Raw genomic sequence first — 22,339 nt, forward strand, 5'->3', positions numbered from 1 at the left:
GGTTCACTCCTATTCCGCAGCAAGCTCGCCGGCGGGGACCACAACAGCGTTGTCGACCTCATATTCCAGCGTCATGGCTTGTCCGGTATGATCGTCGAAAGATTGACCAAGATTGGGGATCGCGACCTTGATTTCCTTGCCACCATCACCGGCCATGAAGATGTTGAACGTGTTGCCTTCAAATTCCTCATGGGTCACTTGTGCAGTGACAAAATTCGGACCTTTTGAGCCTTTCGGCGCGAGGTCGAGCGCTTCAGGACGAATGAACATCATCGCGTCGTCGCCAACCTTCATTTTCCCCTGATTCGCTGTCGAAATGCGCGACCGCAGATCACCCGACCGGTTAGTGCGGATTAACGCTTCGTTGCCGTTCACCTCAAGAATCTTGCCGCGAAACACGTTGTTCTCGCCAACAAATGAGGCCGCAAACGCAGTTGCAGGATCATTATAGATCGCCTTCCCGTCGCCGATTTGGTCGATCACGCCAGCCCGCATGACCGCGATATCGTCTGACATGGTCAGCGCTTCGCCCTGATCGTGCGTGATATAAATGAATGTAATGCCAACCCGCTTTTGAATTTCCCTAAGCTCGGTGCGCATGTGCTGGCGCAGCTTCAAGTCCAACGCGGACAATGGCTCATCCAACAACAGGACATGCGGCTCGGCGCACAGCGCACGCGCGATCGCCACACGTTGACGTTGACCGCCTGACAGTTCGCTGGGCAACTTGTCACCCTGATCCGGCAGCGCGATCATATCCAGTAATTCGTCGGCGCGTTTGCGGCGTTCTTTCGCAGAAGCGCCTGCAATTTCCATCGAAAATGTAATATTCTCCCAAACCTTCATCAGCGGGAACAGCGCGAGGTTCTGGAAGATCAGGGCCGTCGGCCGCTTGTTCGGCCCGATGCCCTTCATGTTTTTGCCACCGATCAGCACGTTGCCTTCGCTGGGCTCAAGAAACCCCGATACGGCGCGCAAGATCGTCGTCTTGCCACAGCCAGAAGGCCCAAGAAACGAAAAGAAATCGCCCCCATTGATGTGCACATTCGCGTCGCGCACCGCGACGAAATCCCCAAAGCGAATCCACAGATTCTCGAGATCAACGCCAACTCCGGCACTCATATGGTTTCTCCCCGTGCACGGTTTCATCACACCCTTCCATCCGGGTGTGGCACCGTGTTTTTTGTTTCAATCGGTATAAGGTCGCTCCCCCACCAGCAGGTGGGGGAGCGTTAACTCAAGGCGTTTATGCGCTCTTGAACTTGTTGACGAACTCGGTCCGCACGTCCGCATACCAAGGTGCTTCAGCAGGCCATGGGTTCAGATTGGCCAGGCTTTCACCCGGATAAGCTTCCGAGAAGTTCTTCTTGTAGGTGTCACCCGAATAGGTGTCTGCCCCAAGAACCGGCGAGTTATAGCCGTGGCTGTCAATCGCGACGCCGGCAGGTTCCTGACGATAGGCATACTCGATGAACGCATAGATCTGGTCCATGTTCTCGGCGCCCACTGGCATCGACATGCCGTCAACCCAGGCCATCGCGCCTTCAACCGGTGCCTGATAGTGCACAGGCTCGCCCGCAGACTTCAGTGCCAGCGGTGGGCCGTCCCAAGTCTGACCAACCACAACGCCTTCGTTTAGAAGTCCATTCTTCTGGGTGTCGGCGTCGTTCCAGATCAACTTGATCCGATCCTTGCGCGCCACACACCAATCGGTAACCTGACCCCATACGTTACGCATGGTTTCTTCGTCCTCATATGCCGACCAGATCGAGCCCGGCTCCATCTCGCCCGACGCTTCCATGTAAAGACCGGCACCCAGCATCATCGAATGGGCACGGCCCATGGTCTTACCAGCGTTTTCTTCCGACCATACGTCACCGTAGCTTGGTGCGTCACCGGCAGGCAGCCACAGATCGGTACGATAGGCGATACCCTCAGTACCCCAGATATGCGGCAGCCAATGGGCGCCTGCTTCACCGAAGTTCCACGCATCTGTGCCGATCTTAGCCATTGCTGGGTTCACGGCATCAATGTTGACTTTTGACAAATCAAAGGGCTGCAGAAGCTCAAGCGGGCCCCACTGAAGCGACCGGTTATTGGTCGGCGAAATAATATCGAAGCCTTGACCCTTGGTGGCCTTCATCTTGTTGATGATCTCTTCGTTCGAGCCGATGCCGGTATAGTTCACCTTGATCCCGGTCTCTGCTTCGAAGCCGGCGATGAATTCGGGCGGCAGATAGTCCGACCACATAAGAATATTAACTTCGCCCGACGACGCCAGTGCGCGTTTTACATAAAGCGGCGTTGCAAGGGCAGCAGCGCCCATGGTGGTTGCCCCTTTCAGCACCGACCGGCGGCTGAACTTGGTATCAGTTGTCATGTTGTTCTCCCGTTGAGTTTATTTTCTATTTCTTTTTTTGTGCCGCCAGTCTTTGTTATTCTCCCCAGATGAAATAGCGCCAGCTGGTGTCGCCCAATCAGTCCAGTTTGATACAAAACGCTGTTGGCATGGCTCAGGTAGCAGACAGCTCCCCGCAAGATATGCTTGGTTTTTCTGTTCGCCCCCACTCCTCTGCGTCCCAGTATTGGGGCGCCCTTCCCGGCGCGCATGCGCATCATTTATCAAGAAAGAATCGTTTTCATGACATGCGTGTCAGAGATGTAAGACAAGTGTCATGCGCCATGGCACGTTCTGTCAACACCTTGCCAATCAACTCTTTTTTGGCGATCCGCGCATCGACAGCCAGTTCGCAGCGACGATTTTCATCTACAACTCACCAGAAACCTCCAAGAAAATTCTTGCTGGTTCGCTGGTTTTACCCGAACGTCCACAAAGATGGTTGGGGCAACCATCGCGACGACTGCGCGGTAAAAAACAGCTTAATGCGGATCAATCGCCAGGGATGCAAATCGGGAATAACGGCATGAATGCGCAGCGAAATGTTCTATTCATCATCATCGACCAACTGCGCGCTGACTGCTTGCACGGCGCCCTGGCAGAATATGTTGATTTGCCCAATATGCGCGCCTTGATGTCTGAGGCCGTCACCTTCAAACGTCATTTCTCGGTCACCAACCCATGTGGGCCTTCGCGCGCGTCGATCCTGACCGGGCAATATGCGATGAACCATCGGTCGGTCCGCAACGGCACACCATTGCGCCACGACACACCGACCGTTGCCAGCGAAATGCGCAAAGCTGGCTATTTGCCGATGCTGTTTGGCTACACCGATACCTCTCATGACCCACGCGTTCATTCGCCGGATGATCCCGCAATGCACACCTATGAGTTCCCCATGGCAGGATTTTCCGAGCAGGTCGAAATGCGGCTTGAGATGTCTTACCCTTGGCGTTCCTATCTGCTGCGCAAAGGGTATCAGTTCGACAACTACTGGCAGCTCTATATACCCGGTGGCGATGGGGCCCGCCTAAACGCCCCTGCCGTTTATAGAGCCGACGACAGCGATACGGCCTTCTTGACGAACCGGTTTCTGGAGACCATGCCCGCCTATGCTGATGAAAGCTGGTTTGCCCACCTGACCTATATCCGCCCACACCCGCCGCTGGTCGCACCCGCGCCCTATAACGATATGTATGACCCCGAAACCCTGCCGCTGCCGACCCGCATCGGTGATCGCGCGGACGAAGCTGCCGTCCATCCATTCTTTGAGGCTGCGCTTGCGAATACTGCTGCCGCAAGCTTCGTGATCGGTTGTCCTAAAGTCACCCCCACCGATGAAACCATCCAGACCCTGCGCTCGGTCTATCTGGGTCTGGCGACCGAGGTGGATCACCACATCGGCCGGGTGATCGACTTTCTGAAAGACAGCGGACAATGGGACAATACCCTGTTGGTGGTGACCGCAGACCATGGCGAGATGCTGGGCGATCACCATGCATGGGGCAAGCACAACGTCTATGATGCCGCCTATCACACGCCGTTGATCGTGCGGGCGCCGGGTTGCGCCGCCGGACACAAAGTTGATGCCCCGACAGAGTCAATCGACCTGACCCCCACGATTTTGGATTGGGTGGGGCAAGCGGTGCCAAACTCGATGGACGGGCGCTCCCTGCTGCCCTTCCTTCAAGGTAGTACGCCCGATGATTGGCGCGATTATTCCTTCTCGGAACTGGATTTTGCAGAGCCAGAGGCTCCTTCACTTTGGCAAAAAAACCTTAGGACCGATCTCAGCAATTCATGCCTCGACATCCTGCGCGATGACCGCTTCACGCTGGTGCAATTTGCCGCCGATCTGCCACCGCTGTTGTTTGACCACCACGCCAAAGGCGAGATGGCGAATATCGCCGACGATCCCAGCTATGCCGCCGATCTTGCGCGACTAGCCCGACAGATGCTGCGCCATAGGATGCGGAATATGGACCACACACTGTCTCTGGATACGATCACCAGCGACGGCCCAAAAAGGCAACATCGGCATTAGCCCAAGGCGTAATCTGCCACATCCGTTAGACTTTTGCCGCGCGCATGCGGCTCGACGCCCAACCGTTCCATCGGTTGCTCATACCGGTTCAGCCAAATCGTGTGATACCCAAACCAAGTCGCCCCGCAGATGTCCCAGCAGTTCGAGGATACGAACAGGATGTCGCTGGCCGCGCAGCCAAAAGCGTCCGGCCCCATTTGATAGACTTCAGGCGCGGTCTTGAACTTGCCCACGCTGTCGACGCTTAGAACATGATCAAAGAACCCATCCAGTTTCGACGCCCCAAGCGCCGCCTTGATCATCGCGTCACTTCCATTGGTCAGTACACCCATCGGCAGCCCCGCCTCCTGAAGGCGCGTCAGTGTCGCTTGGTTCTCGGGAAACGCTGACAACTCTTCATATTCTGCCATCAGTGCGGTCCGGGCAGCGGCTGTCAGATCAACGCCCTGCGCTTCACACGCATAATCCAGCGCATCACCCGTCACCTGCCAGAAATCCACAAACCTGTCGCAAAGGGTGCGCAGCCGAGTATATTCGATTTGCTTGTCGCGCCACATGACCGCAATGGCCGCGCCTTTGCCGGGAAACAAGCGCTCAGCCAGCGCGCCGACGGAATAAACATCCAATAACGTGCCATACGCATCGAAAATAATGGCTTTGACGGTCATCTGACCTCCAGATTGTTTCAAGACTGGAGTTCATGAAACCACCTTGGGCTTCTTCTGGCCAGAAATATCCTGGGGTGAATGCGCAAAGCGCAGAGGGGCAACGCCCCTCAAAGGCTCACAACGTGAGCTGCCGACATCAGATCAGTCGATTTGGACATCACTCAAAAGCACCGCAAAACTCGCGCCATGCATGTCCCTGTCTTCCCGCGTGCCCTGGATCGCTGGTCGCGGCAGGCTGAACTTCACAACGTACAGATCCTGTATGTCAAATCGTTTCAACGCGGCCGGGTCAGCCTTGAACAACTGCGCCACCTTCGCCGTGTCCAACCCTTCCGAAATTCGGCTGAACGCAGCCTCTGACCCACAGAAAATATCCACCGTCAGCCAAAACGGACCCGCGTTCTTTGACCGAACTTTCTCGGCGATGTCTTTCAGGGCGGTCATTGTCCGACCTCCTCGGTCGTCAGGCGAAAGGCGTCCATGGGGTCCGCCAAGGCAAGAACATGGTTCAGGCAGAACTCATATACCGCACCCCGCGGCATTTCCGGCGGCGAGAACGGAAAGGCGAAGGTCGGCATCTCTTCCTGCTCGGTCAGCGGGTGGTGCAACAGATAGGGGTTCAGCATCTTGGCGACTTCACGCGACAGCGCCTCTGTCTCGGCGGTGACGATGCCCATAACGCCAAGTTCGCTTCCGGGGCGCGCATGGGTGTCCAACGCCCCAAGCGTGGCATCCGCTCCGATGATCCGCAGCTCTATCTGGAAATCGCCGTCGACCCGCGCCGACGCCTTGGCGGTGCATTTGGCGTGAATGTCATCGATCCACTTTCGGATATTTTCGACATAGTGCGCGTCACGCACAAAAACGAGCGACACGGTCTGAAACCCGACCCGCCGTGCGCCTTCTAACTTGACGGTGTAGGGTTGGGTTTGCACCCACTGGCTCCCCGTCACCCGCACGCGACGATCATCAAGCGCTTCGTATTGTGCGCCAGTGACGTCCAGATACCCGCCGGGCTCATACAGCCGGTAAGGGTCGCTGTTCTCATACAACATGTGCGCCGACACCGTGTGGGGCGTGGCGCGCGCATCCTTGCCCATGGGCGTGATGGTGAACCCATCCGCATCGAACTCGATCAAGATCGTGCCGGTGTTGGGACTGGTCGTCGCCAAAGCCCCACATTCGCCAATCTTCGCCCCGTGCCAGACGCCGCCCGCGTGGCATCCGCGCGCCAGCGGCAACGCCGAGATGATGGCGGTGTCCGTGGTCCGCCCCGCAATTACGATATCCGCGCCGGTCTCAAGCGCGGCCTGTATTTGCTCAGCCCCCGCCAGCGCCACGATATTCGTGCAGTCGCAGAGCAGGTCCGCTGCGATTTCGGGCGCTGGGGTCAGTGGTGTTATCCGCCCTTCTTCAAGTGCTTTTGCCATAGCATCGCCATCCTGCCCGCTTTTCAGCACCGCCAAAGACAAACGTTCACCACGCTCGGCGGCGATCTCGCGGGTGATCTCGACCAGCCAATCGACCGCATCATCCGCTCCACAGGTGCCTGCTGTGCCGATGACAAGTGGCACACCTGCCTCGGCCCGCGCGGCCATCAAATCAGCCCATTCGGCCTTTGTGGAATTGCGCGAATATTTCGACGTTCCGGTACCAAGGTAATGGGGCCCCGAGTCGGTCGAGCCCCCATCTATTGCAATAATGTCCGGTTGCGACGCAATCCCTCGGGCCAGAGCTTCCCGGTCATATCCCAGACCCAGCGCACCCGAGGGGATAAGCACTTTCACCATCAGTCCGTGACCCGCTGCGGTTTTTTCAGAACATTGCGCAGGAACATCGGAGCGACGAACCCAAGGAAGGCGACGACCCAAAGCCCGATGGAAATGTTCGACGAGAACAGGAATTTCCAATCCCCGCTCGACAGCACCATGGCGCGACGCAAGGCATCTTCCATATGGCCGCCCAGAAGGATGCCGAGGATAACCGGCACCGTGGGCACATCCAGTTTGCGCAGGACATATCCAAGCACGCCAAAGGCAACCATCAATACCAAGTCGAAATAGCTGCCCGAAAGGGAATAGATGCCAACAAAACTGATCATCGTGACGCCTGGCAGCAGCACCCAAGGTGGCACTGACAGGATTTTCACGAAAATCTTCACCATCGGCACGTTCATCAAAAGAAGTACGAAGTTCGCGATCAGAAGCGATGCGATCAGGCCCCAGACAACCTCGGGCCGTTCGGTGAACAGCATCGGGCCGGGGGTGATGTTAAGCGTCATCAACAGCGCAAGCAAAACCGCAGTCGTGCCGGACCCCGGAACACCCAACGTCAGCATGGGCACCAGCGCGCCACCAGCCGCAGCATTGTTGCCCGCCTCAGGTGCTGCGACGCCTTTTGGAACACCGGTGCCGAAGCCTCCGTTTTCACCGGCAATGGATTTCTCGGACATATAGGCCAGAAAGCTGCCCAAGGACGCGCCAGCCCCCGGCAGCACACCCGCGATGAAACCTACGACAGAGGACCGTAGCATGGTCCAACCAGACTCCATGATGTCCTTAACCGGGATCGTAACTTTTTCAAGCTTCACACCGATCGAGGTGTTCTTGCCGTGGCTTTCGATGAAGAAGAACACTTCGGCAATGGCAAACAGACCGACAATGGCGACCAAGAAGTCAATGCCGTCAAATAGGTGCATGTTGCCGCCGGTCAGGCGCGGCAGGCCGGAGTTGTTGTCCACCCCGATCATCGCGATGCCCAAACCGATACAGGACGCAATTGCAGCCTTGGCTTGGTTGTTCGACGCCATGCCGCCCAGCGTTGCGAAGGCCAACAGGTAAAGTGCGAAATATTCAGCAGGACCAAACAGGAACGCCACCCGCGCCAGCAAAGGGGCCAGCAGCATAAGCCCGATGGTTGCCAGAAACGCGCCAACGAACGAGGCAACACCGGACAGGACCAGCGCGTCACCAGCCCGGCCAGCTTTGGCCATTGGATAACCATCCAGCGTGGTCATCAACGCAGGCTCGTCGCCGGGAATGTTCAGAAGGATCGAACTGATCCGCCCACCATACATCGCGCCGTAGTAAACGGACGTCATCAGGACCAGCGCAGAGGTCGCATCCAGCCCCATGGTGAAGGTCAGCGGGATCAGGATCGCCACACCATTCGACGGGCCAAGACCCGGAAGCGCACCAATGATCGTGCCGATGAAGCAGCCGACCACCGCCAGCATCAAGGTGAACGGCGACAGCGCGATGTCAAAGCCGATCGCGAGATTAGAAAGCAGTTCCATGGGAATATCCTCAGCCGGTCAGGGACTTGGGAAAGGGCACAAGGCCAAGACCCAGCGCGAATTTGAAGATTATGAACAGGCCGATCGACAGGCCGATCCCGGCAAGCACAGCGCGGCTTGCGCGCGGCTCGATCTGATAGCTTAAGATGGCGGCAGTGATCGCGGTTGGAACGATGAAACCAAGCGGTTTCAGCGCATACGCGTATCCAACCAGCACAACGACAGCCAATCCAAGGGATCCGAACGTCGCCAAAGTCGGCCATTCAGGGTCGGGGTCCGGCTTGAAAACCAGAATGATCCCACACAGGGCCGCGACACATCCAACCAGGATCGGGAAGGTTCTCGGGCCTACCGGATCCGCCATGAAGCTGGACTGGATCTGAGTGGCGCTGGCAACATAAGCCAGCGCCACCAGGGTCACGACCGCTCCGAAGATACGGTCAGAGGCCATTACTGGATCACTCCGATCTCTTTCGACAGGGTGCGGATTTCAGCCACGACACCATCGACATAGGATTGGAAATCACCACCAACTTTGGTGAAGGGGGCCAGACCATTTGCGACCATGGCTTCCTGCCATTCGGCGCTGTCAGCAACCTTCTGTAGACGATCGGCCCACATGTTGAAGTCATCATCGCTGATGCCTTTGGGCACATAAAGACCGCGCCAGTTCACGGCAACAACATCGATGCCTTGTTCTTTCGCAGTCGGGATGTCGTCAAAACCCGGCACGCGTTCTTCGGTCAGAACAGCAATCGCGCGCACGTCGCCGGATTTCAGGAAACCCACAACCTCGGACATGTCGCCCGACATGGCTTGGGTGAACCCACCAACGGTTTGCGTGATCGCATCCGCACCACCATCGACGCCGATGTACTTCACGGCAGTTACATCTGTGACGCCAGCGCGCTGCAGAATCATCAATGGCTTCAAGTGGTCAAACCCACCAACAGCAGAGCCGCCTGCAAAGGCGATTGTGCCGGGCTCGGCCTTGATGGCGTCAACCAGATCGGTGAGGGACTGATAGGGGCTGTCTGCAGCGACAACAATCACACCCGGGTCAGCACCGATAGCTCCCACAAAACGAACCTGATCTGCCGTCATACCGGCATAGGCGTTCTGGGCCAGACGGGTCGAGGTCGCAGAAGACGCAGCAACAATCAGTTCGGCGTCGTCATTGCGTTCTGACACAACATGGTTGAAGGCAAGTCCGCCACCGGCACCTGCCATGTTGGTGACCTGAACAGGTTTGTCCACCGCCCCGATGTCATACATGATTTTGCCGATCTGACGGCATGTAAAGTCCCAGCCACCGCCGGGGTTGGCCGGTGCAATACACTCAGCAGCGGTTGCCGCCGTTGTGGCCCCAAGACCCAAAACAGCACTGGTCGCCAGCGCCTTGAAAAGACGTTTTGTCATTGTTTCCTCCCATTTGACACGGGCGTGTTGCCCGCTCATGCTCTAGCCAAACGCCCCAACCTGACACCAACCTGTCACGCACCGAAAAAGGCCCCCGCTCATGCGCTTCCTTCTGATCGAGGACAATTTGAAGCTTGCCGGCGTGATCGTGGAGCGTCTGCAACTTGATGGCCACGCGGTCGATCACGCGGGCACATTGGAAGATGCGGGCGACCTGTCTGCCGTGGCCGATTACGACTTGATATTACTTGATATTATGCTTCCCGATGGGGATGGCCGTGACTTTCTTGAACGTCAAAGGCAGGCTGAAAAACGCACCCCGGTGATTGTCATAACAGCGCGCTCTGCGGTGTCTGATCGGGTCGGGTTGCTCGATTTGGGTGCCGACGATTATATTGTCAAACCCTTCGATTTTTCCGAACTTGAGGCCCGGGTTCGGGCTGTTCTCAGACGTCAGGGGGGCGCGGCTGACAACGCAACCACCTTTGCAGAAACCACACTTGATTCGACGTCGGGCGAGCTTCGCTTCGACGGTCAGACCGTTCCGCTTCGCAATCGTGAACTCCGGCTTTTGGAGGTTTTCTTCGCTGCTCCGGGGCAGGTTTTTTCAAAAACCCACCTGATTGATCGGTTGTTCTCGCTTTCCGATGAAGCGTCGGAAAATGCGATCGAAGTCTATGTCGGGCGGCTTCGCAAACGGTTGGAGGGGTCCGGCGCACGGATCGAAACCGTGCGCGGACTGGGTTATCGGATGGTCGCACAGTGAGGTTACTGGGATCCATCCGCAGACGGCTTTTCATCCAGCTTGCGCTGGTCGCAGCGGTGCTGTCGCTGGCCTTCTTTCTGGTCGTGCGGGGTGTTGCCGAGCGGGCCGCCGAAGGCACGCAGGACGACATTCTTTCTGCATCCGCTACAGCCATCGCTGACAGTTTGCGCAGTGAAGGCGGGATCGTCACGCTTGACCTGCCCTATTCTGCACTGTCCATGCTGGGGTCAATCAACGAAGACCGGGTGTTCTATCGTGTTGTCTCTGAGGGAAATACGCTAACCGGCTATGCCGATCTGCCACAGCCAGAGGTGCCGCCCCGGCTGAGTTTGCCAAGTTTCGAGACGCTCGACTATCGCGGGGACGAGATACGTGCGGCCTCAGTCATTAGACCCGTTGGCACCGGCGCGCAGGCGGCACAGGTTGTCGTTACGGTTGCACAGACCCGTCAGGGCTTAGCTGCCATTTCCCGTCAGATCACCTCGACCGCCACCGGTATTGGCGTGGGATTCTTCCTGCTTGCCACGGCGCTTAGCCTTTGGGCGGCGGGGTCTGCGCTGGCCCCGATAACCCGCATCACGGGCTCGGTCACCCGGCGGGGTCCCAATGACCTGCGCCCGGTCAACGCCAATGCGCCGGATGAACTGGAGCCCCTGATCGACGCACTGAATTCCTTCATGGCGCGGCTCAGGTCATCGCTGTCACGAACCGAAGATTTCATCGCCGAGGCCGCACATCGGGTGCGCACGCCGCTTGCAACCGTTCGCGCGCAAGCCGAAATCACGCACCGCAAGCTGAACAAGCCCGAACACAAGCAAGCCATCCGCGAAATGATCCGTGCGATCGACGAAAGCTCACGCTCTGCCGGGCAGATGCTGGACCACGCGATGGTGACGTTCCGAGCCGACAGTCTGGCGCAGGATACACTCGATCTGCGAGCCTTGATGGTTGAGACCTGCGACCGGCTCGGTCCAACCGCCGACTTGAAGGACATCGCCATCCTGCGCGACATTGGCGCTGGTCCTGTGCCCTTCACGGGCGACGGTATCTTGTTGCAGGCCGCACTTCAGAACATCCTCGACAATGCGATCAAGTATTCGCCCGATGACAGCAACATTACCGCCCGCGTGGTGCTTGATGATGCCATCACCTTGTCATTCACTGATCAGGGGCGGGGATTTGGCGAAACGGATCTTACCGGCTTGACCACTCGCTATACACGCGGCGCCAATGTGGGCGATATCGTGGGGTCGGGCCTTGGGCTGACCATCGCCGACGAGGTCGCAAAAGCCCATGGCGGGCGGCTTGAAATATCCACCAATAAGAAGGGGGAAGGCGCATGTGTTTCGCTGGTATTCCCACGCGACTGATCGCTGCTTTTGTTACCTTCGCCATATCGGCAAGCGCAGCCCTAAGCTTCGAAATTGAAGACCGACGGCTTTATGAGGCAACGGCGGAGCGCACGCGCCTCAACGTCATCTCCACCGCGGATCTGGACGTTTTCGATCCAATCATCCGTGCGTTTCAAACCAGCTGGCCGGGGGTGTCGGTGGACTATACGGTGACCGGCACGTCCGACCTTATGATAGCCCTTTATGATGAAGGTGCTGCGTTCGATCTGGCGATTTCATCTGCGATGGACTTGCAGACGAAACTTGCGAATGACGGTTTCGCACAGAACCACACACCGGGTACATCAACCAACTTACCGGCCTGGGCCAGTTGGCGCGACCAGTTGTTCGCGTTCACTCAGGAACCGGCTGTGCTGGTCGTGTCCGACAAGTTTTTCGGCGAAGATGACGCCCCACAAAGTCGGGATGAGCTAATTGCCATCCTTCGCGCCGACCCGGATCGCTTTCAAGGCAAGATCGGCACATATGACGTGCGCAGCTCGGGCTTCGGCTACCTGATGGCCACGCAAGACAGCAGAAACTCTGACGCGTTCTGGCGTCTGATGGAGGTGATGGGTCGGTTGGATGCGGAACTCTATTGCTGTTCCAGTGACATGATCCGCGACGTCGCTTCTGGCAAGCTGGCATTGGCCTATAATGTTCTGGGCAGCTATGCAGCGGCACAACTCAAAAGCACCGGCGGTTTTCAGATCATTGAGATGAGCGATTATGTGAACGTTATGTCACGCACCGTCCTGATCCCGCAAACCGCTGAGAATGTCGAGGATGCCCGCATAATGCTGGACTTTCTTCTGGGATTGAAGGCGCGCAAAGATCTGGTCGACGCATCCGGTTTGCCCGCAATTGACGCGGCAGCGTTACGTGCAAACCCGTCTCTCAGACCCATCCGTTACGGGCCCGGATTGCTGGTGTTTCTTGATAATCTGAAACGCCAAAGCTTTCTTAGAAACTGGGAAAATTCGCTGCTTCAGAATTGAAAAAGGGCAGAGGTTTCCCCCTGCCCTTGGTGCTTCATTCCGGCATGGATCAGTCGATTACGCGGACGGCCCCTTTGGCAGCAGACGACGCCAGCAGCGCATAGGCCTTCAATGCCTTCGACACCTTGCGCTTGCGCGGTTCGGCAGGATGCCAGCCTTTTTCGTCCTGCGCAGCGCGACGGGCGGCCAGTTCGTCGTCGGACAAGGCCAAATGGATGGTGCGGTTGGGGATGTCGATCTCGATCTTGTCGCCTTGCTGAACCAGCCCGATCGCGCCCCCTTCGGCGGCTTCTGGCGAAACGTGACCGATCGACAGCCCCGAGGTGCCGCCGGAAAAACGCCCGTCGGTTAAAAGCGCACAGGCTTTGCCCAGCCCTTTGGATTTCAGATAGCTGGTCGGATACAGCATTTCCTGCATCCCCGGCCCCCCGCGCGGCCCTTCGTAGCGGATGACGACCACATCGCCTTCCTTCACTTTGCCGGTTAGAATGTCACTGACCGCCGCGTCCTGACTTTCGCAGACATGCGCGGTGCCGGTGAATTTTAGGATGCTAGCATCCACGCCCGCCGTTTTCACGATGCAACCGTCCAGCGCGATGTTGCCGAACAGAACGGCCAGACCGCCGTCCTGACTAAACGCATGTTCCTTCGAGCGGATCACGCCGCCTTCACGGTCCGTGTCAAGTTCCTTGTAACGGTTCGACTGGCTGAACGCCTGCGTGGTGCGCACGCCACCAGGGGCGGCTTTGAACAGGCTTTCAGCGTCGGGGTTGTTGGCGACCTTGATGTCCCATTTGGCAATCGCCTCGCCCATCGTCGAGGAATGCACAGTTGAGCAATCATTGTGCAAAAGCCCAGCGCGGCTGAGCTCACCAAGGATCGAAAAGATGCCGCCAGCACGGTGCACATCTTCCATATGCACATTGGCTATGTTGGGCGCGACCTTGCACAGGCACGGCACATGGCGGCTGAGCCGGTCCATGTCTTTCATGGTGAAATCGACCTCGCCCTCATGCGCGATAGCCAGCAGGTGGAGAACCGTGTTGGTCGAACCGCCCATGGCAATGTCCAGTGACATGGCGTTTTCAAACGCGTCAAAGGTTGCAATCTCGCGCGGCAGAAAACCTTTTTCTTCGTTCACATAGTGGCGCTTGGTGATCTCGACGATCTTGCGCCCGGCTTCCAGAAACAGGTTCTTACGGTCCGAATGCGTGGCAAGGGTCGAGCCATTGCCGGGCAGCGCGAGACCCAGCGCCTCGGCCAGACAGTTCATCGAATTCGCGGTGAACATGCCCGAACACGACCCGCAGGTCGGGCAGGCGTTTTCTTCGATATGCTGGACCTGTTCATCCGTCAGGTCCTCGCTTGCGGCAGCAACCATTGCATCAACAAGGTCGATCTTGGTCATATCAAGATCGGCGATGTCGATCTTACCCGCTTCCATCGGGCCGCCCGAAACAAAGATCACTGGAATATTCAAGCGCATTGCCGCCATCAACATCCCCGGCGTGATCTTGTCGCAGTTCGAGATGCACACCATCGCATCCGCACAATGCGCGTTAACCATATATTCAACGCTATCGGCAATCACTTCGCGCGACGGCAGCGAATAGAGCATGCCGTCATGGCCCATCGCGATCCCGTCATCTACGGCAATGGTGTTGAATTCCTTGGCCACACCGCCGGCCGCCTCGACCTCGCGCGCGACCATCTGGCCCAGATCTTTCAGGTGAACGTGGCCCGGCACAAACTGGGTGAAGCTGTTCACGATAGCGATGATCGGCTTACCGAAATCGTCATCGGTCATGCCGGTCGCGCGCCAAAGGCCGCGGGCACCGGCCATATTGCGGCCATGGGTCGAAGTTCTGGAGCGATAAGCAGGCATAGGGTCCCCACCTTGTCTGGAAATTGGGTTCAGAAAGCGGATTACCATTCCACGCGCAATGACACCAGCGCAGATTGGCGCGGCACGATCTAGCTTGGCGCTGCCCGATCTCCACGTTAGAAGCGACCAGAACGACACCCTGAAAGGCACTATCCCATGGCGCAGCGCAAAGTTTTGGTCACCGGGTCCGCCGGTTTTATCGGCTATCACCTGTCCAAACTTCTGCTGGCTGAAGGATTCCGGGTCCACGGCTACGACGGGATGACAGACTACTATGACGTCACCCTGAAACAGCGCCGCCATCAGATGTTGCTGCAAGACCCCGGTTTCTCCATGACCGAAGGGATGCTGGAAGATCAGGCGTTGTTTGACACGGTGGCGGACGACTTTGCGCCTGATGTGATCGTGCATCTGGCGGCCCAAGCTGGCGTGCGCTACAGCCTTGAAAACCCCCGCGCCTATCTGGACAGCAACGTGATTGGCACCTTCAACGTGATGGAGGCCGCCCGGCGGCATAAGGTCGATCACCTGCTGATGGCCTCGACCAGTTCGGTGTACGGCGCAAACACCGACATGCCGTTCACCGAGACCGATAAAGCCGACACTCAGCTCACAATCTATGCCGCCACCAAGAAGGCAAACGAAAGCATGGCGCACAGCTATGCCCATTTGTGGGATTTGCCGACAACGATGTTCCGGTTTTTTACCGTCTATGGCCCGTGGGGACGCCCCGACATGGCGCTGTTCAAATTCACCAAAGGCATCATCGACGGCACCCCCATCGACATCTACAACAATGGCGAGATGTTCCGCGATTTCACTTATGTCGAGGATCTGGTGCGTGGCATCCGCCTGTTGATCGACGCCGTGCCCGTGCGACCCGACAGCCCCGATGACATCGAAGATGGCGACAGCCTGTCGCCCGCCGCACCCTATCGCGTGGTGAACCTTGGCAATTCCGACAAGGTGCGCCTGTTGGATTTCGTCGATGCGATCGAGGATGCCTTGGGTCGAAAAGCCCAGCGCAACTATATGGAAATGCAGATGGGCGATGTTCCGGCCACATGGGCGGATGCAACGCTGTTGAAGCGGCTGACAGGCTATCGCCCCGCCACCGATTTTCGCGAAGGGGTCAACAGCTTCGTCGCGTGGTATCGAGACTATTACAAGGTCTGATACCCCGTGTGTGCGGAGCAAGAATACATGCCTTGTCGCATTTTACCTCTCTAGGTTGAGTTTTAACTTTCTTTTAACGGAATTTTACGCAATGTTACACCCGCAATGGTTGTGTTGTGGTTGGATAACGGACGCATTAGGCGATGAAAGACTTTCCGGACGTGGGACAGATCGCGGTGATCGGGTTGGGCTATGTCGGCCTACCGTTGGCGGTCGAGTTCGGCAAGAAGCGGCCAGTTATCGGATTTGACATCGACGCTGCCCGCGTTTGTGACTTGCAATCCGGCATCGACCGCACGGAAGAAGTAACAACGAACGACCTGTCCTATGCGCGCCATCTGACTTTCAGTAACAACCCGGACGCGCTGGCGAAGGCCAACATCTTCATCGTAACCGTGCCCACCCCCATCGACGCCCATAACCGACCCGACCTTACACCCCTGCGACGCGCCAGCGAAACCGTAGCGCGCGCGTTGTCAGCAGGCGACACCGTCATCTATGAAAGCACCGTGTATCCCGGCGCGACGGAAGAGGTTTGCGTTCCGATCCTCAAAGCCCTCTCGGGCTTGACCTTCAACCGCGATTTCTTCGTGGGCTACAGCCCCGAACGTATCAATCCCGGCGACCGCGACCACCGTCTGCCGACGATTGTGAAAGTGACCTCTGGCTCGACGCCGGAAGCCGCCGACTGCATCGACGCGCTTTATGCCCAGATCATCACGGCGGGCACCTACAAGGCAGAAAGCATCCGCGTGGCCGAGGCCGCAAAGGTGATCGAAAATACACAACGCGATCTGAACATCAGTCTGGTGAACGAGCTTGCGATCATTTTCAACCGGTTGGGCATCGACACCGGCGCGGTGTTGAAGGCCGCGGGCACCAAATGGAATTTCCTGCCCTTTCAGCCGGGGCTGGTCGGCGGTCACTGCATCGGCGTCGACCCCTATTACCTGACCCACAAGGCCGAGGAAATCGGCTATCACCCGCAGGTGATCCTGTCAGGTCGGCGGATCAACGACGGCATGGGGGCCTATGTCGCCGGGCAGATGATCAAGTCAATGATGCGCAAGGGGATCAACGTCGCGAAGTCGCGCGTGCTGATCCTCGGCCTGACCTTCAAGGAAAACTGTCCCGATCTGCGCAACACGCGCGTCGTCGATATTCTGGAGGAACTTCGCGATTATGGCGTTCAAGTGGATATCCACGATCCCTATGCCGACCCAGTCACGGCCTGTGCAGAATACGGGATCGACCTGACCGACACGCCCCAATCGCACCGTTATGACGGCGTGATTCTGGCGGTGCCGCACCGTGCTTATCTGGATCGCCCGGCGGGGTGGATCAATGGCTATGCCAAAAATCTGTCGGTGATCTATGACGTGAAATCCGCCCTGCCGCGGGAAATGGCGGATCTGCGGCTGTGATGATGCGAACCCTTGGCAAACTCTGGTCGCTTTTGACCCCGCGCGAACGGCGGCGCGGCACGCTGGTGCTGAGCCTTGCACTGGTCATGGCGGTGTTCGAGGTGATCGGCGTCGCCTCGGTCTTTCCGTTTTTTCTGGCCCTGTCAGACCCCAGCCTTGTTCAGACGAACTCCTACCTGTCCGCCGCCTATCAATGGGGCGGGTTCACCGATCACCACAGTTTCCTGCTCGCACTGGCGCTTGTCACCTTCACCCTTCTTGTCAGCGGCGCGCTGATCCGCAGTGCTGGCGAATACGCGATGACGCGGTTCGTCCAGATGCGCCGCCACAGTCTTGGAACACGGCTGATCGAACGTTATCTTCGCCAACCCTATGCGTTCTTTCTGGGCCGCCACACAGGCGAAATGGCCAAGAACATCCTGTCCGAAGTCGAGCAGGTCACGATGTTCGCGCTGGCGCCGGTGTTGCGGTTGACCACCTCAATGGTGACGCTTCTGGCGATGCTGGGTTTTCTTTTCGTCGTGGACCCGATCATCGCCTTCACCGCGATGACCATTCTGGGCACAGCCTACGCGATTATCTTTCTAACGATCCGGCGCCTTGTCACGCGCAACAGCGCCCGCCGTGTCACCGCCGATGAGGCCCGCTTCACCATCGCGCGCGAAGTGCTGGGCGGGATCAAAGACATTCGCGTATTGGGCAAAGAAGACGCCTATCTTGACCACTTCCGCGCCCCGTCGATAGAGGTTTCGCGGATGCAGGCCGCGAACCTCGTTCTGGGCCAGGTACCGAAATATCTGGTTGAGGCGATCGGCTTTGGCGGCATGCTGCTCTTGTGCGTGGCATTGCTGGCGACCCTTGGCCCGAATGCAAGTTCCGCGGCCATTCTGCCAAAACTTGGTGTTTATGCCTTCGCGGGCTATCGGATGCTGCCCTCGGTTCAAGGCATCTATCGCGCGATGGTCGAACTTCGCTTTGGCGCGGGTGCGGTGGATGTGCTGTTTGAGGACATGACCAGCTTGTCTGATGGTTTGCCACACTTCACTGGCCGACAACCGATGGGCCTGCGATCCCAGTTGGCGCTGAACCATGTCAGCTATTCCTACGACGGTGTGAGCCGCAGTCTTCACAATCTGTCTTTGCGCATCCCGGCAGGCGCGTCTGTCGGGATCGTCGGCGGCACAGGGGCTGGAAAAACCACGCTTATCGACCTGCTTTTGGGTCTTCTGGCGCCGCAAACAGGACAGCTTAGTGTCGATGGCGAGCCGGTAACCGAGGCAAATGTCAAAGACTGGCAGGCGTCGATTGGTTACGTGCCGCAGTCTATCTTTCTGGCCGACACAAGCGTTGCCGAGAACATCGCCCTTGGCGTACCCCGCACGCAGATCGACCGGCATCGCATCAAAGAATGCGCCCGAATGGCGCAACTGGATCGCTTCATCGAAACACAATTACCCGATGGATATGACACCAGGGTCGGAGAAAACGGCGTGCGGCTGTCGGGTGGTCAGCGCCAGCGCATCGGCATCGCGCGCGCGCTGTATCGCGACCCCGACGTGCTGGTCTTTGATGAGGCAACAAGTGCGCTCGACACTCAAACAGAACGGGAGTTGATGGCGGCGATTTCCGGACTGCAGGGCACAAAGACCATCGTGATGATCGCCCATCGAATTTCCACAGTCGAAGCCTGTGACCAGATCATTGTTCTTGAGGCCGGGCGCATCGTGGCGAGCGGCAGTTACGTCGAACTGATCGACCGGCATGACGGGTTTCGCGCCTTGGCCGGGGTGGCAGCATGAAACACGCACAAGCCTTCGCGCCCGCCCCGCAAACCGCGCCGAAACTGGCGTTCCTGTTGCCAGACCTACGCGGTGGCGGCGCGGAAAATGTGATGCTCACCCTCGCAACGGAAATGAAAAAACTTGGCTTCGCACCGCACTTTCTGTTGGCACAGGCCAACGGTGTTTTGCTGGCGGACGCCAAGCGCAGAGGCATCCCCATAACCGACCTCAATGCCGGCCGGTTGCGGGCTGTTGCCACACCTTTACGCCGCTGGTTGCAGCTCAACACGCCATTCGCATTGGTGCCTGCCATGTGGCCGCTGACCAGTATCGCAATCTGGGCCGCTCACGGCACACAGGTGCCTGTCATAACAACCGATCACGCCACCTTGTCAGACCAATACGCAGGCAAGGGCACGCTGCATCGCCTTGCGTTGCGCGCCAGCATTCGCGTGACCTATCCGAGAGCGCTGCAAAATGTCTCGGTCTCTGCCGGGTCGGCCCGCGATCTGGAGCGGTTGGGTCGGTTGCCCACCGGGTCGGTCACGGTGATCCACAATCCAGTTCCCAAACCTGATGTCCAAACGGGTCACGCAGATTGGCCCGCACAGGCCCAGCATCGGATTCTCGCCGTTGGTAATCTGCGTTGGCAGAAAGACTTTCCGACCCTGCTTCGCGCCTTTCGACTCCTTCTGGATAAGGGGTGCGATGCGGAACTGGTGATCCTTGGCGAAGGACCGGATCGCGCGTTGCTGACCGAGATCGTTCAGTCACTAGATCTGACGCGACGGGTTACAATGCCCGGGTTCACACCTAACACCGCAGCCTATTACGCCACCGCCAATTTTTTTGCCGTGAGTTCGCGCAGCGAAGGCTTCGCCAATGTGATCGTCGAGGCCTTGTCGCACGGGCTGCCTGTCATTTCGACCAACTGCCCCCATGGCCCAGCCGAGATCTTGAACACCGACGAAATTGGTTCTTTGGTCCCGGTAGGTGACGCTGTTGCCATGGGCGCCGCGTTGGGCGCCGCGCTGCATGCCCAACACAATCCAGACGCCGCACGCCGACGTGCCGCGGATTTCGCACCGGAAATTGCTGCCGGAAAACTCATTTCACTCCTCCCGAAACCACAATTTATTAGCACAAAGAGAGCTGTATGAGCGCTATTCGTTCGATCTTCATTACCAACAACGGACTGTCCGACCACATCGGAACGGCACAGATTCTGCCCTATCTGGAAGGACTGGCGGCGCGCGGCAATCAAATTGCCTGCCTTTCCGTTGAACACCCGTCCCGGCAGACCGAATACAACACGATGATTGCGCCGCGGTTGGAAAGCGCGGGGATCATCCACAGTCCGATCCTGCGTCGCAGTTTGCCATTGGCGGGAAAGCTCGAACGCTTCGCCATGCCCGGACTGATGCAAAGCCGCTTGGATAAGCTTGTCGAAACTTTTCGACCCGACCTGATCCACTGTCGCAGCTATATGCCTTTGGGCGCAGTGCTGCCCGTCAGCCAAAGACGCGGGCTGCCATTTGTGTTCGACATGCGGGGCTTCTGGGTGGACGAGCGTTGCGAAGCCGGTATCTGGCAAGGCCCGATGGGCCGAAGCCTTGCCCGTCACTTTCGCAAACTGGAAACGCGGGCAATCAACGGTGCATCAGCGATTGTCACGCTGACCAATGATGCGAAATCCGTGGTGGCGACGCGACGCCCGGTGGCCGGGTCGATAACCAGCGTTATCCCTTGCAGCGTTGATCAGAGCCGCTTTCGTGCCGACAAAGCTATGCGGGCGCAGGCGCGCCAGAACCTTGGCTTTTCGGCGAAAGATGTCGTGTTGACGCATCTAGGTTCGGCAGGGCCGCTGTATCAGATGGGCACGACTTATCGTTTGCTCGCGGCGCTTCAGGCACGGGGGATGTGGGCCCGGCTGCTGCTGATCGGCGACCACAACGTCAAGCATCATGTCACCGAAGCATCAAAGCTGGGCGTCACGCTGGACCCAAAGGATCTGACCTGTCGCAGCGTGCCGCATGATGAGGTGCCTGCCCTTCTGAACGCCGCTGATATTGGACTGTCCTTCCGGATCGCGAGCAAATCGAGCCTTGGGGTTTCCGCCACCAAAGTCGGTGAGTACCAGTCCTGTGGATTGCCCGTCATCAGCAACACGGGGATTGGAGACATCAACGACATCTTGCCGGACCGTCGTTTCGGTCTGGTGTTGGCGCACCACGACAGCGCCGCGATTGACCACGCTGCGCACACCATCGCATCCGCCCCTTTCGCACCGCGCACTGTCATCCGCACCCATGCCGCCGAGCGGTTTTCGCTTGAGCGGGCTTGCGATCAGTATGACGCGATCTACCGAATGTTTCTGGCTGAAAGGCAAGCCGCATGACGGAGAAACCCGGCATTCTGGCCGTAGATGTCTGCGGCACGCTTTATAGCACCAACACAACCGCTGGATTGATGATTTTTCATCACGCCCGTCGGGGTCACCGTTGGCGACATGCCGCGCTGACGGCTATGTCGCGATCCGGCCCGCTGCGTCTTGGGCTGGTTGTCGTTGCAAAACTGTCTGGCTTTGATCCCCATCGCGCCCTTGTGCTGGCAAGCCTCAGGGGGGAAAGACTGACCGCACTGCAAGCATCGGCCACGCGGTATGTCGCCGACCATCTGCCACAACACCTCATACCCTCGACACATGCCCGCGTGGCGCAGATGCGCGCCGCGGGGTGGCAACCGGTGTTGGTCTCAAACGCAATTGCGCCAGTGGTTGAGGAGATCGCCCGCCAGCTCGATCTGCCTTGCATTGCCTCACGCCCACAGCTGCGCGACGCCAAACTGACCGGGCGGCTGTCACAAGACCTTACCGGGCAGAAACGCAAAGCGGTCGAGGCATATCTGAACAGCTCTCTGAAAGATGTGAACTTCGCGGTGATTACCGACAACCGATCGGACGGAGATCTGTTGGCGGCTGCGGACCCAGCAATGCTGGTGGCTGCGGGCACGCCGCGAAAATGGATGAAGGATTGGGATGCCGAAACCCTGTGCCACTAGGCCATCACCTTTGATCCTACTTATGCCCTTTGGC

General features: G+C 58.1%; 20 protein-coding genes. 11 read left to right on the forward strand and 9 right to left on the reverse strand.

Features of this window, described 5'->3' with window-relative positions; translation table 11 throughout:
* Window positions 1-9: 9 nt before the first annotated feature.
* Window positions 10-1,122, reverse strand: a complete 1,113-nt coding sequence (locus tag K3556_RS14550) for an ABC transporter ATP-binding protein (protein ID WP_260517474.1) — start codon at window positions 1,120-1,122, stop codon at window positions 10-12.
* A gap of 124 nt (window positions 1,123-1,246) precedes the next feature.
* Window positions 1,247-2,380 carry a PotD/PotF family extracellular solute-binding protein gene (locus K3556_RS14555; protein ID WP_260517475.1) on the reverse strand — a complete coding sequence of 378 codons (1,134 nt, stop codon included), beginning with the start codon at window positions 2,378-2,380 and terminating at the stop codon, window positions 1,247-1,249.
* A 128-nt stretch (window positions 2,381-2,508) separates the two neighbouring features.
* Between K3556_RS14555 and K3556_RS14560 the strand changes: the two genes are divergently transcribed.
* Together K3556_RS14560 and K3556_RS14565 are read left to right on the forward strand one after the other, a co-directional pair.
* Window positions 2,509-2,928, forward strand: coding sequence for a hypothetical protein (locus K3556_RS14560; protein WP_260517476.1), 420 nt, complete (start codon window positions 2,509-2,511; stop codon window positions 2,926-2,928).
* On the forward strand, window positions 2,925-4,442 hold the full coding sequence (locus tag K3556_RS14565; RefSeq protein ID WP_260517477.1) for an alkaline phosphatase family protein: 1,518 nt from the start codon (window positions 2,925-2,927) through the stop codon (window positions 4,440-4,442). The genes K3556_RS14560 and K3556_RS14565 overlap by 4 nt, the downstream gene beginning before the upstream one ends.
* Here K3556_RS14565 and K3556_RS14570 read toward each other — a convergent pair.
* The 6 genes from K3556_RS14570 to K3556_RS14595 form a co-directional block, all read right to left on the reverse strand.
* Window positions 4,439-5,110, reverse strand: a complete 672-nt coding sequence (locus K3556_RS14570; protein ID WP_260517478.1) for a haloacid dehalogenase type II — start codon at window positions 5,108-5,110, stop codon at window positions 4,439-4,441. The genes K3556_RS14565 and K3556_RS14570 overlap by 4 nt on opposite strands.
* A gap of 141 nt (window positions 5,111-5,251) precedes the next feature.
* Complete coding sequence (locus tag K3556_RS14575; RefSeq protein ID WP_260517479.1) at window positions 5,252-5,554, reverse strand: DUF4387 domain-containing protein; 303 nt, start codon at window positions 5,552-5,554, stop codon at window positions 5,252-5,254.
* On the reverse strand, window positions 5,551-6,900 hold the full coding sequence (locus K3556_RS14580) for a DUF1446 domain-containing protein (protein WP_260517480.1): 1,350 nt from the start codon (window positions 6,898-6,900) through the stop codon (window positions 5,551-5,553). The genes K3556_RS14575 and K3556_RS14580 overlap by 4 nt, the downstream gene beginning before the upstream one ends.
* The gene (locus K3556_RS14585; RefSeq protein ID WP_260517481.1) at window positions 6,900-8,405 is read right to left on the reverse strand and encodes a tripartite tricarboxylate transporter permease; all 1,506 of its coding nucleotides are present in this window, start codon (window positions 8,403-8,405) and stop codon (window positions 6,900-6,902) included. The genes K3556_RS14580 and K3556_RS14585 overlap by 1 nt, the downstream gene beginning before the upstream one ends.
* 10 nt (window positions 8,406-8,415) lie before the next feature.
* The gene (locus K3556_RS14590) at window positions 8,416-8,856 is read right to left on the reverse strand and encodes a tripartite tricarboxylate transporter TctB family protein (RefSeq protein ID WP_260517482.1); all 441 of its coding nucleotides are present in this window, start codon (window positions 8,854-8,856) and stop codon (window positions 8,416-8,418) included.
* Window positions 8,856-9,824, reverse strand: a complete 969-nt coding sequence (locus K3556_RS14595; RefSeq protein WP_260517483.1) for a Bug family tripartite tricarboxylate transporter substrate binding protein — start codon at window positions 9,822-9,824, stop codon at window positions 8,856-8,858. The genes K3556_RS14590 and K3556_RS14595 overlap by 1 nt, the downstream gene beginning before the upstream one ends.
* A gap of 100 nt (window positions 9,825-9,924) precedes the next feature.
* Between K3556_RS14595 and K3556_RS14600 the strand changes: the two genes are divergently transcribed.
* From K3556_RS14600 to K3556_RS14610, 3 genes are read left to right on the forward strand one after another with little or no spacing between them, the layout of a single operon-like run.
* Window positions 9,925-10,590, forward strand: coding sequence for a response regulator transcription factor (locus tag K3556_RS14600; RefSeq protein ID WP_260517484.1), 666 nt, complete (start codon window positions 9,925-9,927; stop codon window positions 10,588-10,590).
* Complete coding sequence (locus K3556_RS14605) at window positions 10,587-11,960, forward strand: sensor histidine kinase (RefSeq protein WP_260517485.1); 1,374 nt, start codon at window positions 10,587-10,589, stop codon at window positions 11,958-11,960. Before K3556_RS14600 ends, K3556_RS14605 begins: the two co-directional genes overlap by 4 nt.
* Window positions 11,930-12,979, forward strand: coding sequence for an ABC transporter substrate-binding protein (locus K3556_RS14610; RefSeq protein WP_260517486.1), 1,050 nt, complete (start codon window positions 11,930-11,932; stop codon window positions 12,977-12,979). Before K3556_RS14605 ends, K3556_RS14610 begins: the two co-directional genes overlap by 31 nt.
* Window positions 12,980-13,028: 49 nt before the next feature.
* On the opposite strand, the gene ilvD is transcribed toward K3556_RS14610, so the two are convergent.
* Window positions 13,029-14,864 carry a dihydroxy-acid dehydratase gene (gene ilvD / locus K3556_RS14615; RefSeq protein WP_260517487.1) on the reverse strand — a complete coding sequence of 612 codons (1,836 nt, stop codon included), beginning with the start codon at window positions 14,862-14,864 and terminating at the stop codon, window positions 13,029-13,031.
* A 156-nt stretch (window positions 14,865-15,020) separates the two neighbouring features.
* On the opposite strand from ilvD, the gene K3556_RS14620 reads away from it, so the two are divergent.
* The 6 genes from K3556_RS14620 to K3556_RS14645 all read left to right on the forward strand — a co-directional run bounded on the left by K3556_RS14620 (window position 15,021) and on the right by K3556_RS14645 (window position 22,305).
* Window positions 15,021-16,040, forward strand: a complete 1,020-nt coding sequence (locus K3556_RS14620; protein ID WP_260517488.1) for an NAD-dependent epimerase/dehydratase family protein — start codon at window positions 15,021-15,023, stop codon at window positions 16,038-16,040.
* A gap of 143 nt (window positions 16,041-16,183) precedes the next feature.
* Window positions 16,184-17,464, forward strand: coding sequence for a Vi polysaccharide biosynthesis UDP-N-acetylglucosamine C-6 dehydrogenase TviB (gene tviB / locus K3556_RS14625; protein ID WP_260517489.1), 1,281 nt, complete (start codon window positions 16,184-16,186; stop codon window positions 17,462-17,464).
* Window positions 17,464-19,263 carry an ABC transporter ATP-binding protein gene (locus K3556_RS14630; RefSeq protein ID WP_260517490.1) on the forward strand — a complete coding sequence of 600 codons (1,800 nt, stop codon included), beginning with the start codon at window positions 17,464-17,466 and terminating at the stop codon, window positions 19,261-19,263. Before tviB ends, K3556_RS14630 begins: the two co-directional genes overlap by 1 nt.
* The gene (locus K3556_RS14635; protein ID WP_260517491.1) at window positions 19,260-20,405 is read left to right on the forward strand and encodes a glycosyltransferase; all 1,146 of its coding nucleotides are present in this window, start codon (window positions 19,260-19,262) and stop codon (window positions 20,403-20,405) included. Before K3556_RS14630 ends, K3556_RS14635 begins: the two co-directional genes overlap by 4 nt.
* Entirely contained in the window at window positions 20,402-21,643 is a 1,242-nt protein-coding gene (locus tag K3556_RS14640) for a glycosyltransferase (protein WP_260517492.1), read from the forward strand. Before K3556_RS14635 ends, K3556_RS14640 begins: the two co-directional genes overlap by 4 nt.
* Window positions 21,640-22,305 (forward strand): HAD family hydrolase, encoded by a 666-nt coding sequence (locus tag K3556_RS14645; protein WP_260517493.1) that lies wholly within the window; start codon window positions 21,640-21,642, stop codon window positions 22,303-22,305. Before K3556_RS14640 ends, K3556_RS14645 begins: the two co-directional genes overlap by 4 nt.
* Window positions 22,306-22,339: the final 34 nt, after the last annotated feature.

Origin of the sequence: Aliiroseovarius sp. M344 (genome assembly GCF_025140835.1) — a bacterium.
Taxonomy (GTDB): domain Bacteria; phylum Pseudomonadota; class Alphaproteobacteria; order Rhodobacterales; family Rhodobacteraceae; genus Aliiroseovarius.